Raw genomic sequence first — 15,586 nt, 5'->3', positions numbered from 1 at the left:
TTATTTTTTTATCATCAATGCATTATAACATTGTTTTCTCTGTTTGAAAATAGCTTGGCTTCACCTCACATAAAATATTTTATTCGTTAAATTATATCTGCGTTTTATTGTCAATTACTTAACATCTTTTTCAATTCATCCACTGTGATTTCCACATCATTTTCTATCTTTAAAGCTGCCTGTCCGGTCACCTTTGCCGCTGAATAAGATGTTCCATCCCCCACACTGGTATTCCCGCTCAAGGTCTTAATTTCCACCTGCTCGCCAACTGTGTAAACATCCACCCATTCCCCTCTTTGAGAAAATGCTGCGATTTCAGTTCCGTCTTTATTCAAAGCTCCTACTGCCAGAACACTCTCATAAGCTGCCGGATAATATCTTACAGCCCCGTTTTCTGCATAATCATTTCCTGCAGATGCAATAATAAGAACATTCTTCTTTTCTGCGTATTCTACCGCCTGTCTTACAGATTCTTTATCTAAAACAAGTCCCGCACTCAAATTGATAATCCTGCAGTGGTAGATGTCCACCGCATCCCGTATCATTTGTGCCAATGTATCATTATCAACCTGTTTTATTTTTCCATTTTCAAACACATTACTTACCAATGGGACAATCTGTGTATTCTTTGCTTCTTTTAATATAATAGATGCCACCGCTGTCCCATGCCCGTAGGTATCTTCTGTGGATAATTTAGTATCTACATAATTTTTCCCTTCGGCTATATGTTCTTTTGAAATGGCATTCGTGGAAATTCCTGTATCGATCACTGCAACACGAACCGATACTTTTGTTTTTTGCTTCCCGCATCCCTGAAATAATAATGCCATTATCACAACCATCAATATTACTATGATTCTATATTTTTTATACTTTTTCGCATTCATCTATAACACTCTTTTACGTTTATTTACTCCTTTATAATACCATAGGACACCACATAAATGGTGCCCTATCGGTATTTTTCACTTTGAAATTTTGCTATTTTTATGACCTATTAATTGCCAAATACATCCTTGACTGTACCCGTTACCGGCTTCAGATTCTTAATGTCGTTGTTCACATCCGGAGTCACTTCAAAATCCTGTGCCAGTGTCGCTGTAAATGTAAGTGCATTTGTTCCTTCTCCTCCCGCATATTGCACATTTGTCAAAGGAATATTTGCTACTCCCAAAAGCCCTATATTCGATGCTGACTTGATCACTTCATCATAATGAACTGTAATTGAAATCTGTTCACCTGCTTTGTACTGTCCAAAGGCAAGGCAGCTAACTCCAACCTGCTGTGGTGCCCGGTTATCAAGAATCATATAATGTAAATCTGTTGTACCGAACTGCCAGGCATTTTTTCCTTTTCCACTTTCTGCAAGTTCAAGCTGTACTCTGTCATTGATTCCGATCCTTGCATAGCACGGTGAGCCAAATACAACTTGTCCATTATGACTTTTACTCTCATATTCTGCTCCATTTGTCTTTGATCCGTTATATGGGAATGGAACATCGATTTTCCATCCCTTTCCCTGCAGATCGAGCTTATACTCTGCAAAATATGCTCCGCCGCCATAAAATCTAAACCATAGATATCCATCATTTACTTCCTTCAAATCCGAAGTCATACGGAAACCGGCATTCGTTGCTGTTCCTGCAATGTATTTCTGCTTTGCTTCATTAACATTCTTGCTTCTCAAAACTTCCATCAAACTATTAAATGTATATGGAGTTCTTTCATTATAATGATAATTGTTTATCTTCGGATCTCCTGTACGGATTGTATAACTATGCCATTGATTATAGCATTCCTTTATCAAATCTTCCAAGCAGTATGCTTTTTCTGCATCAATCACGCGCTGAGAAGAAGTCTGCTCTCCTAATACGCCTCCGCAGGTTCCTATTGTATCTACAATTTTATAAAGCTCTATATTATAATAACGAGCTGTATTATTTAACTGGAATCCTGCTGCACTATCCGCTGTTGTGTTCATTCCCCACTCTTCAATCGTGAATGTTTTTTCCATATCGTTCTGTCCAAATGTCAAATATACATCTTCTCCTCCAACATGTTTGAAATGACATTTATCACTCTCTGAATCAACGGTAGAACCATATGCAGTTCCATTTACTGTACGATAATAAATGTGCTGTGGATTTGTTGTTGGCACAGTACCTTCCGGTAATGTTCTAGTCACTTTGTAGGTTAAACGAGTACCCTCTTTTCCTACGTATACCAGATTAAATGTACCTCCATATCCCCATTTTGCGGTCAGCCTATAATCTTTTTGTGTTCCTTTTACAATCTCAGATACCAATGTATCTGCGTCGTACCATCCAAGGAACTGATAACCGTCTTTTGCAGCCGGTGCTTCCAGCTGTATGTCATTATCTTCAATACTATAGCTTTCTGGATTTGTCTGACTGATTCCTCCTGCTCCAAGATCATATGTGATTTTAAATACATTCAGCTCCCATACAGCATATAATGTTACATTGCCTTCACCTGCAAGATTCTTAACGTTTTGACCGTCTTTATAAACAACTGCTCCATCTTTTTCCAGTGCCCATCCGGTAAATGTATATCCCGGTTTCTTAAAGTTTCTCATTTCAGAAACCAGATTCAGATTGTCCGCTTCATCGTACATCATCAGCTGTGTTTCTACCGGCACTGTATCACCCAGACAACTGTCAAATGTAACGGTGTATGGGTTTGGATTCCATTTTGCATAGAATCGCCAGTCATGTAGTGCATCCAGTATGATTGTTCCACTAACCTTCTTTGTAAGAGATGAATCACTATACCATCCATCAAATGTATAGCCTGGTTTTCCTACCGGTTCGTGTAAATTAAATGTATTCGATACAACGGTAAATTCAGTCGGGTTATCCGGTGCATTTTCTGCTCCATCCATATTTTCATATAGAATCTGATATGCCTTCGGCGTCCATACTGCATACAAATGTACTTCACCCTGATTAACTGCCGACAATTTACTTACTGTCTGACAATCCGCATATACAACTTCTCCGTTTGGTATCAATGACCATCCGGCAAATGTATAGCCTTCTCGCACATATCGATTTGTATCCAGCATTTTCACTTCTGTATATGAGAAATTTTGAACCTTACTTCTGTCTTCCTCATTGTTGGAATGGAATACAACCTTATAGCGATTCTCACTCCATTTTGCATAGAGAATGATATCACCCGTACTCTTTGCAGGAATTGCCACAACAGTATCATCACTTAAATCCGCCTTTTCGTGCCATCCTTCAAATCTGTATCCTTCTTTTTCTGCCGCTGATAGTGTAAGCAAGCCTGTTTCAATATTATATTGTGCCGGATTCGTATTTGTTGCTCCATCTGCGCCGTAATAATCAATCTTGTAATTGATCGGTATAAAACGTGCATAAATGGTGTGGTCGCCTGTCGCTGTTACCAGTGTCTCACTTGTAATCTCTGTGCCGCCTTCTTGCTCTGAATACCATCCGGCAAAAGTATATCCTTCCTTTTCAAGCTTCGGTAGCGTATCATAAGCTGTTCCATATGTAACCGTTTTTGTCAGAAGCTCACCATCACCCGTTACATATCCGCCGTTTGGCTCCATTGTAAGCTGATAGCTTTGAGGAGTCCATACTGCTTTATAAGCAAGATCCTTCGCCGGCATATTCTGCTCTATCTTCATGTTCCATACACAAGAATTTCCATCCTTTACAGCTGCCGGTGCTATGATTGGTGTGTCATAATAGACTTGTCCTTCTGTATAGCCAGCCACTGCCATACCGCCATCCAGATCCCAGCTTAAGGAGTATTTATTTCTCGTATAATAATAGTCTGCCACATTTGCCCGCTCATCTGTTGTTACTATGATCTGCTTTGCTTTTTCCGGTGCTGTAAATCCTGTATATTGTTTTAATTCCGGCTCAATAACACTATCCATTGCCGCTGTTTGGTGAACGGATTCTTTTAATGTATAATTTTCAGAACCATCCACATTTTGCTGATAATAATTCACTGTATATCCATACTGTCCTGCCACCCATCTTGCCTGTAATACCGTATCTTCTGCCGGCATTGTATGACTTGTGAATTTTTCTTCTCCTACATACCAGCCTTCAAATCCATATCCTTCTCTTAGCGGAATCGGAAGCTGTAATTCTGATTCATATTTGCCATAAATGACAGAGTCGACACCCTCTGGAAGTATACCGCCATCCACATTCAATGTAACTGTTACATCCTTACGTTTGTACTCATAACGGACACACGTACTTCCATCTGCTGCAATTGACACAGTCTGCACTTCCGGTATTATAAATCCTTCATAATTCTTTGTTTCTAATGTCACCAGACTGTCAGATGTACCTTTCAGCTCATCTGTATCTGCAAGAACCATGTTCCAATCGAGTGCTTCTTTGTAATGCTCTACTTTATAAGGAGTGTCTGTATTCGCCTCCCATTTTGCATAGAATATCTTATCTCCTACAGAGCCTTTTTTAATTTCCCTGACCACTTCTCCTTCACATGCTTCATTCTCATACCATCCCTTGAATGTATATCCTTTTCGTACAGGATCCATCAACGTAATGGTTTCTGTCTCAACATTGTAATTTGACGGATTAGTATTTATCAGTCCTTCTGCTTTGTTGTAAATGATGTTGTAATTCTTCATATTCCATACTGCATACAGTGTAACGGCTGCTTCATTTTCTGCCGTCAAATTCAAGACACTTGCAGTATTTTCATATTCCACGCCTGTTCCTTTTCGTGTGGTCCATCCAAGAAAATCATATCCATCCAGTACAAATGCATTTTCATGTAAATTCTGTCCTTCATCGTATGCAAACTGCATCTGCTCCATCTCGCCTGTAGCCGCATCATGATTCTTATCAAACTTCACTGTATATGTATTCGCTTTCCATAAAGCTGTGTATGCAACATCTCCGGTTCCCATCTTATTTTCCGGTTCAACTACATTTACCCCGTCTATGCTCCAACCGATAAATGTATATCCCGTCCGCTGCATTTTTTCCGGACTGTGGATATGATCTCCATAATAAGATTCCTGACTTGATGACTGTTCTCCGTCTCCGGTGTCATAACCATAAGAGAAGCTTATTTTGTACTTCTCACGTTTGTAGTTGATCTTGATTATAGATTTTCCACTTCCCTCTACAACCGCAGTTTCTTTTGCCAGTCCATTTACTGTAAGATTTTCAAATACAACTCCATTTTCTTCCACATATTTTTGCTCAGCAGTCGTCTCACCGTCGATTGGAAGATTTCTCAATGTGTCTGCCGAAATCTCTTCTCCTGTGAAGCCCATGCCTTCATACAGATGTTTCAGTTTATATTTTCCGTCGACATCCTGTACATAATACTCTACTCTGTAAGCAGTATCCGGATTCTTCGTCCACTGTGCGGTATAGACAAGATTCTCTGTTCCCATGTTTGAAACAACTTCGCTGTCCCATCCGGTAAATGTATATCCTTTTGCTGCCATCATTGGTGCAATGATCGTTCCGCCATATTTCAAATCGTAAGTAACCTTTTCTCCTCCGACTTCGCCCGGTTCAAATGTAACTGTATGATTTTCTAATGCGTAATAATAACGTAATACAGAACTTCCATCTGCACTGATCTTGATTTCCTGTTCTGCCGGCATCCGATAACCAACATATTCTTTTATCTCTGGTGTCACGAAACTTTCCGTTGTACCGGTCAGTTCCTCTGCTTCTGCCAGCTCGTATTCTCCTGAACGCAACTGCTCTGTATAATATTCTACACGATATGGTGTATCTGCTTTGGCAACCCATTTTGCATAGATATTTGTATCTGCCGCAGGCATGCTCTCCGGAAATTCATAAGCTTCTGTCAATGTCTCATCACTATACCAGCCTGCAAAATCATATCCCGGTTTTACCGGATCTGCTGGTTTTTCTACTTTTGCTTCAAATTTTGCATTGATGATATTGATATATGTTCCACCGTTTGTATACGGAACAATGACATATCCGTCACGCAGATTGTCCCAATACAGAGAAATTGTTCTCTGAATTGGTCTTGATGAAAATGCCAGTGGGTAGCGAATCCAAGTAATAATCATCTCGCCTTCCAGTTTTTTATCGTCTTTTTCCGGATTTACACTGACCGTGTTTGTCTTCGGATCATATGTGAATTTATCATTTGTCATGCGGATATCAAAATTTTTACGATTCGTCAGGCTTTCTGCCTTATTGGAATCATAATCATCATTGTAAATTGCCTGCTTCTCCTGGCCGTCCTTCAAATCCAGATAATCCATAGAGAATACTGCATCCGGAAGCATCGCATCCCTCACATGCTGCTTCAACTTGATATCCGGCATCTCTTCTTGCTCCGTCGCAAAATCCAGCACATTATCTTGTCGGCCGACCGTCCACAGTGACCATTCATTATCATACAGCTTCAATTCTGTAGAGAAGGTATCCTTTAGTGCCTGGGCTTTTAATCCGACCTCCAGATATGCTCCCACATCAATAAGCATTGCTCCATTATATTGCTGGTCGCGTCCATTACTTGTGCTATACCTCAACTCATAATAGAAATATCCCCATAACTTACTATACGCACCGGCTTCCGACCTAAATCCGACCGATGCCAGATCTGTTGAAAACAATCCTATTTTAAATTCAAATTCTAATCCTGCTTTTATTTCCAGTCGTCCCATCGTATAGAAATCAAACTGATATGTCTCTTCTAACAATGTAACGGTATCGTTATAAACCGCTCCTGCAAATACATCGATCGTATATGTATATCGTTTTCCTGTCATATATTCAAAATCGAATCCAACAGAAATGCATGCATTCATTTTTACAACAAAATCGATTTCTGTATTAATTGCAATAATCGGGAACGGCGGTGGAACCTGCTGTTCATTATCTACAATATTCTGTTCAATGACACGTACCCAATCCGAATCTCCTTTCATCATTTCACTGTAACGTTTGATCAGATTGCTTTTTCCTTCTTCCGATTCGTCATCTTCTCCGTTTTCCTTATTGCTGTCGATCAACTCTTTAATCTGTCCTGCAATCTCTGCTCCTTCATCAAAATGTTCATTTCCACTTTCATCATTTGACTGGGTCATCATCATAGCATTGACTTCCACGCTGGTATAATTCAATACATCCACATTGGCTGTCACGCGATATTCGGCAATATATGGGAAGATTCCCCATACCTTCCAGACTGCTTTACTTCTTACTCCGAGGTCAATCCCTACCTCTTCTGCAAATGTTCCGCTAATGTTGATCACAAGCTGATTATCAGAGCCCTGCTTGCCAATCGTAATCTTTGCCTGCACTTCCAACTGAACGCTAAGACCTTTATCCTTTGCAGCGGTTCCGTTCGCCTGATTAAGCTTGGTCGGGTGTGTGCTAATCGTTGCTTTCGGATATCCTTGTTCCATCTCACACTTTGCGGAGATATTAGATGCCATCAATTGTAATTCTTCCGGCGAAACAGGTGTTCCGTCTTCCAGAGTCACTTTATAATCTTCCAGATTGAGATTATCACTAAGTTTTGTAAAATTCTCTGTTGCAAGTGCCATTGAGCCAAGATATTGTGCCGCTTCTTCTGCGAATCCACTTTCAAGGGCCTGCTGCTCAATCTGTGCTTCAAGGGCTGCTGTATCTACGCCTTCCAGCATATCTGTACCGGTCATCGTATCTTCTGCGTAAATATCCATCGCCTGCTGTACTTCATCCCAGCCAACCTCTTTGAATCCGATGGTTGTCGTATCACCTGCTCCTGTCTTTACTCCTGTAATTTTTCCATATCTCTCAAGCTTTGCCGCATTGCTTCCGCTTTCGACTCCAAATGTTCCGCTATAGAACATAATGAAATCTCCGACATCCACTGTTGTCTGACTATCCAATTCGATATTTGCATACACATCGGCAGAATAATCAAGCAGTTGATTATCCACTGTGATCGTATCTGCTGCTTCATCCATATCTGCCCCTATTGGGATCGGCAACATATCCGGCTCAAAAATAACATCTTCCGGCTGTGCATTTTTATAACTATACCGGTTTCCATTTCTTGCAGTAATCTCTACATACGCAAGCTCACCGTTCTCTTCCTTCGGCGTATCCAATGTACGTTTGTCCGGTCTTAATCCCGCATAAATAGAAACGATATCGCCTAAATGGAGTTCTCCTTTTGTATAATCAAATTCTCCCTGCGTCATATTGGCAGGTCCAAGTGTTCCATCTTTGTCTGCCTGATAAAGTGCAATACTCAATGTTTCAACACTCTTATCTCCTGAAGTGATATTGCTGATATCCTCTATCGGGATATATACAATCCCGTCATTTAAAGATGTGTTTAATACTTGTTTCTTATCTGTTGTAAAATTATATTCTCTTACTGTCTTCGGCTGATCTTCAAAACAAAGTCTGGTATCTGTCAAGGCAACCCGATATGTACAGCCTTCGGCAAATCCATCCACAGCGTCCATTTTTCCATCTTCTGAAACCGGATTCTTACCTGAGATTGTAAACGTTCCACTTTCGCCTGTCACCTCTATAATATCTGTCTGCTTTGGATCTGTTAGATTCGAAGCTGTAATCCCGGCTTTCACAGCATCCAGATTCAATTTTTTATTCTTCGCTTTTACTATAATCTTAAAATCTGTCTTAACTCCTGTTGCACTGGCAAATGTCACCTGTTCTACATTTTCAAGTGGTGTCTGTGCCGCGTATTCTGCATAAAGACTTACATTACTGTTAATCTCATCTTCTTTTGAAGCAAGCTTTTCTCTATTCTTATCATAATACCAGCTGACAAAAATATAATTATCGCGATAAGGTGTCGGAAGTGAACCAATCTTTGTTCCTTTGTTAACTTTACGTGCTTCTAATTTGCTTCCGCCTTCTGTATAAAATGTAACCTTATACTGTTTTATTTTTGTATCTTCCGGCTTCTTATCGTCGTTTCCTGTAATCTTATCGACAACTTTGTCTATAAAAGATTTATTCGGATTCTCCGGCTGTTTGCTCTTTTTTTTGGTATTCACATTTGAAGAAGCAACCTTTTTATTATTTGTAGAATCTGCTTTTTCTTTATTTTCCGAGGATTGAATGCTCTTATTATCCAGCTGTTGGCTGCTACTTTGTGCCGGCTGTTTCTCTTCTTGCTGTTTCTCTGCCGTCTCCTTCTTTTCTTCCGCTGTCTTCTGGTCTACCGTAATATCTGAATCATCCTTCATCTGCTTCCCGTTTTTATTTGCGAAAAATGCTGCCGCAGACAACGATACTACCGTCAATACAAAGATCAGTATTATAATTCCTTTCTTATCATTCCAAAACTTTTTCCACATATGCGTTCCCCCTGTGTTCTTTTTTCCTGCGCTATATTTGTAAAAACATGAATGATTCTTTGTTTACAAAAATATCCGATTTTTCTATATTCTATAGTACAAAATTTCATTCTTTTTGAGGAAACACCTACATGAATTACGCTTTTTTCGACATGAACGATACCTTGTCTCTATGGCATTTTATTTCATTTCAAGTTATAATAAATTCACATGAAACTACAGGAGGAAGCGACTTATGAAAATCGCTATATGCGACGACGATAAAACAGAACAACTTCAAATTTTAGAACTGTTGGAGGAATATTTTAAAGGAAGAAAAAACAAGTCAACCATCAAAACCTTCAGTAGCAGCATTGAGCTTGCTTCCATCGCCCGCTATGAACAGTTTAACCTCTATCTTCTTGATATTATCATGCCTGTGTTAAATGGCATCGAGCTGGCAAAAGAAATCCGTGGATTTGACAAAGCTTCCGATATTATTTTCCTTACATCATCACCGGAATTTGCTGTCGAAAGCTACACAGTCAAAGCTGCCAATTATCTTGTGAAGCCAATACAAAAAGCTGCTTTTTTTCAGGCTTTAGATGATATTTCGGAAAAGAGAATGGAAGAATCCGGCAAATCAATTATTGTAAAAAGTTCGTTTGGTGTACATAAAATTTATTTGTCCGGATTGATTTATGTGGAAGCACTGAATCGAAAAGTAATTTATTATCTAAAGAATGGAGAACAGATTACAACTGCGGAACGTTTTTCATCGGTATCTGATATACTGATGCAAAACTCAGAATTTATTCTTCCGCATCGTTCCTTCCTTGTAAACATGAATTACATCCGTTCGATTACTACTACAGATATGCATTTACAAAACAATAAGATTATCCCTTTAGCACAGAGAAGGGTGGCAGATATTAAAAAACATTATCTTGCATTTCAAATGGAGGAGGTTTCACCATGAATTTTGCAACGCTTTGTGATTTTATCAATTATGGACTGGTTCTTTTTTTCGGAATTGTCGTCTCACTTTATCTTGCAGACTTTCCATTTGAAGACCATAGAAGTTTTTACACACTGACAATATGCGGTTTCGGGATTGTACAGATTCTCTTCTATCTCATAATGGGTGAAACAACTTTGTACCATTGTTATCCCCTATTGATCCACCTGCCGCTTTTTCTGTTAATTCGATTTGGGTTGCACCGCAACCTCTATCTATCTATGATTGCAGTACTGTCTGCTTATTTACTATGTACACCGAGAAAATGGTTTGGAACACTGATCGCATCCTTTTTTGATTACAATCCTGTTATATCCGATATTGCTTCCAGCCTGATTACAATTCCACTTTTATTTTTTGTTATAAAAATAATCGCACCTTACATTATTAAACTAAAATATGAAAATAAAACAACACAAATGTTACTTTTCCTATTGCCTCTTTCTTACTATATTTTGGAATATATTTTTACAGTTTATACAAATTTACTTTACACCGGCGGTGCAGTTGTCATTGATTTTCTTGACAGCTTTCTTGTACTGCTCTATTTTATTCTCTCAATGCTCACGATTGAATATGCAAGCCAGCGAAGTCGTACCGAGCGTGAAAATTTACTTCTCACCACTGTTTCTTCCCAGGCAAAAAAAGAGATTGCGCAGCTTTCTGATTCCAAAAAGCAGGCCGCAATCTATCGTCATGATTTAAAACACCATATGAACTTTATTCAAAACTGTATTCAAGAACAAAAAACTGAAGAAGCCCTCTCTTACATTAACGAAATCTGTACAACATTGCAGTCTGGTGCAATCCAAAAATACTGTGAAAATGAATCTGTTAATCTGATTCTCTCTTCCTATATTGAAAAAGCACAGGCACTTCAAATCCAAACTGTTATTTCCGTAACTGCAACTGATTTTTCAAGATTTCAGATTACAGACCTTTGCAGCTTACTTTCAAATGCTCTGGAAAATGCGATTCATGCGTGTGCACAAATCACATATCCGGAAGGTCGTTATATCAATCTGAAACTCTATGAAAAAAATGAACAATTATGTATCAACCTTGCAAACAGCTACGAAGAAGAACCTGCTTTTGAAAATGACATTCCCGTTTCACACAAAAGTGGACATGGCTTCGGTGTACAAAGCATGATTTCTGTCGTAAATAAATACTCAGGCATCTATGGTTTCTTTGCCGAAAATGGTGAATTTAGATTTCAGGCAACATTTTAAAAATGTTGTCTTCTAATTCACCGTCATAAAATAACTCAGACTAATTTCATTTGTTGCTACATCCGCAAGATTTAAGCAGCTGTTTCCCATACGGTCGATCAGATGAAGAATATTTGTGAATGGTGCTGTCAGACTTGCTTTACATTTTCCTTTATTTACACGTTGCAGATGCGCCTTTCTCATCTTAATATCCAAATCCATGATCTTATCTTTTCGCTTAACCATTTTATCTATCTGAACCGATTTATCTCCCTGCAATGCCTTCATTGAATCAATAAACATTTTTTCCAGTGTTCTTAGACTCTTCTGTAATTCATCCATTGCTTCCGGCGTATATTTATATTTATTTTGTTCCTTCTCCCGGATACATTTTGCAATTTCCACACTTAAGCTTCCCATACGTTCCACATCACTTAAAATATACATTAAGCTCGCTGTCTGAGCTGCCTGCTGCTCTGTCATTGTTCCGGAAGAAAATAAAAGTGCCAGATATTCGGTTGTTTTATCCGTCAATGCTTTAATATTTTTACCCTTCTCAAGCAAGCCCTCCAATTGACTGATATCTTCTGTTTTAACTAATTCAATTGTATTACTTACCGCATCCTTCACTATATCACTGATATGCAAAATCTCTTTTGCCACAAGCTGAAGTGCTGCTGTCGGCTGATTTGTCATCTTTTCATCCAAATACAATGGCTTTGCCGGATCTACCGCAACTGCCTTTCCATCCGGGATTAAAGTCATAACAATCTTAACCATTACATTAATCAGACATACCCAGATCAAAGTCATTGTAATATTAAATACTGTATGTGAATTTGCAATCTGTCGGGAAATCACTTCGATTTCCGGTCCTTTCGGCGAAATATACTGAATCAGTGCTGCAAATGGTTTAATAAACCAGATAAACAGCAGACATCCTGATACATTAAAAATACAGTGTGCTACAGCTGTTCGTTTTGCATCCTTATTCTGTCCGATGCTGGCTAAAAGTGCTGTAATCGTTGTTCCGATATTATCTCCAAGAAGAATCGGGATTGCTCCTGTCAATCCTAATATACTTGTCACACCATCCGGTCCAGCCTGGGCTGCAAAGTTCTGTAATACTGCAATTGTCGCACTACTGCTCTGTACTACCAACGTCATCAATGTACCAACCGCAACTCCAAGTACCGGCATATTTGATACTTTAGCGATCAAATCTGTAAATATCGGACTTGATGCCAGTGGCTTCATAACATCTCCCATCGTTTCAATTCCAAGGAACAACAGACCGAAAGCAAATATCGTCTGTCCGATACTTTTTACTTTCTCTGACTTCGCCACAAAAGAAATGATAAAACCGATAAATATGATAATGTAAATATAATCTGTAATTTTAAATGCAATGATCTGTGCTGTCATTGTCGTTCCGATGTTCGCACCAAAGATAATCGAGATTGCCTGTGGCAGGCTCATAAGTCCTGCACTTACGAAGCCAATCGCCATAACTGTAGTCGCACTACTGCTCTGCAAAACTGCAGTTGTGATTGCTCCTGCCAATACCCCTAAAACTGGATTTCTTGTCAACAGTGCTAAAATACTTTTCATCTTCTCGCCTGCCGCTTTTTGCAGACATTCACTCATCATATTCATGCCGTAGATAAATATTGCAAGACCACCTACAAGCCCAAATACGATCTGTAACTTCTCATTCATACCAATTCCTCACATTATTTCAAATATTATTTTCTTGTTTCATGCGAGTTAATTGTATGTAATACGTATGCAAGATAAATCAAATTTATGTTAAATGTATGTTAAATCGTAAAAGAAGTTTTTTTAAATGCATGTTTTCACTAACGCACTTCTAAAAATCCTCCTTGTATTAACATACGCATATCCAGATTTCGCAGCTTTTCCCCAAACAAAATCTGTACACGCTCTTCATCCATTGAAACGACAACCCCATCACCAAACTTTTTATGTTTCACGAGCACACCTGCTCCAAGCTGTTCTTTAAACATCTTATATTCATCAGCTGTTACCGGCTTCATCCTTGATTTTGTATTCTGTGCATATGGATTTGCCTGAGAAAATATTTTATTAGCGGAAACTGATTTTACGCTATTCTTTTGAACTAATGTTTTCCCTAATATTTCCCTGCAAAATGCGCTTTCCCTGTTTGTTGTAAACAATGTCAGTTGTTGTTTTGCCCTTGTAACACCAACATAAAATAAGCGGCGTTCTTCCTCGTAAGTCTGCAATTCTTCTTTTGAGGCCCGCTTCGGATTTTGCAAAGCCTGCTCCGGAAAAATCCCATCCACCACATCAATCAGATACACGTGCTCATATTCCAACCCTTTGCTTGCATGTATCGTAGAAAGAATAAATGGACACTGTACATCCGATTGTTTTTCCAAAATAATAGATTTTAATTCTTCTAGACGTTTTACAAGCCGCTCGGGCGATTCTTCCCCGGCTCCCAGCATCCGTAAAATTTCCAGTTTGCTGTCGCTTACCCCGATTCGATTCAAATATTCACGATATCCCATATATTGTGAAATTCGATTGACCGCTTTATCTCCACTTTCCTGCAGCATATTTTGCAAATGCGTCCGCACTGATTTGACGCATCCTATAACATGTCCGCTCAAGCCTTGATAATCTGCCGCCACATCAAGCACCGGCAAATCCTTTTCCTCACTAATTTCCGCTATCCTCATAGCCTCCTGCTTACGAAGATATGTACCGATCTTATAATATACCTGCAAAAATGCTTCCGTATCTTTCGGATTCAACGCTAATTTCATAATGTTCACAACATCCAAAACTGTTCTGTGCGAAAAAAATGTCAGTTCTGCATTTCTCATCTGATATGGAATGTTATTTCGCTCCAACAGATCAACCAACGGTAAAATACATTCATTATCCCGATACAACACTGCTGTTTGCGTTGTACAGCCATCCGCAACTTTCATAAGATAACTGTACTGGGCTTTCCTGCTTTTTAGAGAAATCTCTTTAATTTCTTCCATTCTTTCCTTTGTTGCCCGCATATGCTTTTCATGACGCAATGTATTTTTCTGGATAAACTGGTCTGCTGCCTCAACAATACTTGCATTCGAGCGGAAGTTATCTTCCATCAACAGCACCCTTGCATTCGCGTGATTCTTTTCAAATGACAACAATGCTTCCGGATATGCCGCACGAAATCCATAAATACTTTGATCCTCATCTCCGACCATAAACAAATTTTCCGTTTTAGAAGCAAGCAACGCAATAATCGCATGCTGGATTTTCGATGTATCTTGTGCTTCATCCACACAAATATAAGGATATAAATTTTGAAAATGTTCCAACAGTTGAGGAAATTTGCGAAGCATTGTATATGCGTATACCATCTGGTCATCATAATCCATCAGATGATGTTCCCGAAGCTGCCTGCAGTATTCCTTATAAATAATCGAAATTTTAATATCTTCTTTTTCATCTAACTTAAGAATATCTTCTTCACTCAACATCATGTTTTTAATATATGTAATAAGCGTACGGACATTTTTCAAATCACTCTCTGTCGCAAATTCATGTTGAACCTGCTGATAAATTTTAGACAACATTCCTGCTGTCATCTTTTCATCCCGGACCAATTCAAACGCTGTCCTGCCAACCATTTTTCCATAATATTGAATGATTTTCGCACATATCCCATTAATCGTCCGAAACTCTAAGCGCTCTGCCATATCATTTCCAAAATAACCTGCAAAACGCTTCGCCATATCCTTTGTTGCCGCAACCGTATAAGTAACTGTTAATATCTTACTCGGATCAATCCCCTTACAATACACCATATATCCCAATCGGGTCACCAGCACGGTAGTCTTCCCGGACCCCGGTACAGCAAGAAGCAGTACAGGACCATCCACGCTCTGTACCGCTTCTTTTTGCTGAGTATTCAATTGTATCGGGAATCTCTGTTCAAATTCCTTCCAATTCATCGTTCTCTTACTATCCTATCTT

At 39.0% G+C, this 15,586-nt stretch carries 6 protein-coding genes; 2 read left to right on the top strand and 4 right to left on the bottom strand.

Going from position 1 to position 15,586, the window contains the following annotated elements; translation table 11 throughout:
- Positions 1-110: 110 nt before the first annotated feature.
- A complete protein-coding gene (locus D8Q48_RS00570; protein ID WP_118688558.1) occupies positions 111-887 on the bottom strand; it encodes a S8/S53 family peptidase in 777 nt (258 codons plus the stop codon).
- 110 nt (positions 888-997) lie between these two features.
- Complete coding sequence (locus D8Q48_RS00565; protein WP_121055050.1) at positions 998-9,358, bottom strand: InlB B-repeat-containing protein; 8,361 nt, start codon at positions 9,356-9,358, stop codon at positions 998-1,000.
- Positions 9,359-9,593: 235 nt separating this feature from the next.
- Here D8Q48_RS00565 and D8Q48_RS00560 point away from each other — a divergent pair, with 235 nt between their 5' ends.
- Together D8Q48_RS00560 and D8Q48_RS00555 are read left to right on the top strand one after the other, a co-directional pair.
- Entirely contained in the window at positions 9,594-10,316 is a 723-nt protein-coding gene (locus D8Q48_RS00560; protein WP_121055048.1) for a LytTR family DNA-binding domain-containing protein, read from the top strand.
- The gene (locus D8Q48_RS00555) at positions 10,313-11,587 is read left to right on the top strand and encodes a sensor histidine kinase (protein ID WP_121055046.1); all 1,275 of its coding nucleotides are present in this window, start codon (positions 10,313-10,315) and stop codon (positions 11,585-11,587) included. Before D8Q48_RS00560 ends, D8Q48_RS00555 begins: the two co-directional genes overlap by 4 nt.
- Before the next feature lie 12 nt (positions 11,588-11,599).
- Here the strand turns inward: D8Q48_RS00555 and D8Q48_RS00550 are convergent, their stop codons facing one another.
- The gene (locus tag D8Q48_RS00550) at positions 11,600-13,285 is read right to left on the bottom strand and encodes a Na/Pi cotransporter family protein (RefSeq protein WP_121055044.1); all 1,686 of its coding nucleotides are present in this window, start codon (positions 13,283-13,285) and stop codon (positions 11,600-11,602) included.
- A gap of 140 nt (positions 13,286-13,425) precedes the next feature.
- Complete coding sequence (locus D8Q48_RS00545) at positions 13,426-15,564, bottom strand: ATP-dependent helicase (protein ID WP_121055042.1); 2,139 nt, start codon at positions 15,562-15,564, stop codon at positions 13,426-13,428.
- Positions 15,565-15,586: the final 22 nt, after the last annotated feature.

The organism is Ruminococcus sp. B05, assembly GCF_003628495.1.
Lineage (GTDB): Bacteria > Bacillota > Clostridia > Lachnospirales > Lachnospiraceae > Schaedlerella > Schaedlerella hominis.
Note: the sequence above shows the minus strand (reverse complement) of the source record. Positions and strands in the feature narration are given on the sequence as shown.

Bases quoted from the DNA above. Each gene is read 5' to 3' on its own strand.
- D8Q48_RS00555 (WP_121055046.1), top strand. From the start codon at position 10,313: ATGAATTTTGCAACGCTTTGTGATTTTATCAATTATGGACTGGTTCTT.
- D8Q48_RS00570 (WP_118688558.1), bottom strand. From the start codon at position 887: ATGAATGCGAAAAAGTATAAAAAATATAGAATCATAGTAATATTGATG.
- D8Q48_RS00545 (WP_121055042.1), bottom strand. From the start codon at position 15,564: ATGAATTGGAAGGAATTTGAACAGAGATTCCCGATACAATTGAATACT.
- D8Q48_RS00560 (WP_121055048.1), top strand. From the start codon at position 9,594: ATGAAAATCGCTATATGCGACGACGATAAAACAGAACAACTTCAAATT.
- D8Q48_RS00565 (WP_121055050.1), bottom strand. From the start codon at position 9,358: ATGTGGAAAAAGTTTTGGAATGATAAGAAAGGAATTATAATACTGATC.
- D8Q48_RS00550 (WP_121055044.1), bottom strand. From the start codon at position 13,285: ATGAATGAGAAGTTACAGATCGTATTTGGGCTTGTAGGTGGTCTTGCA.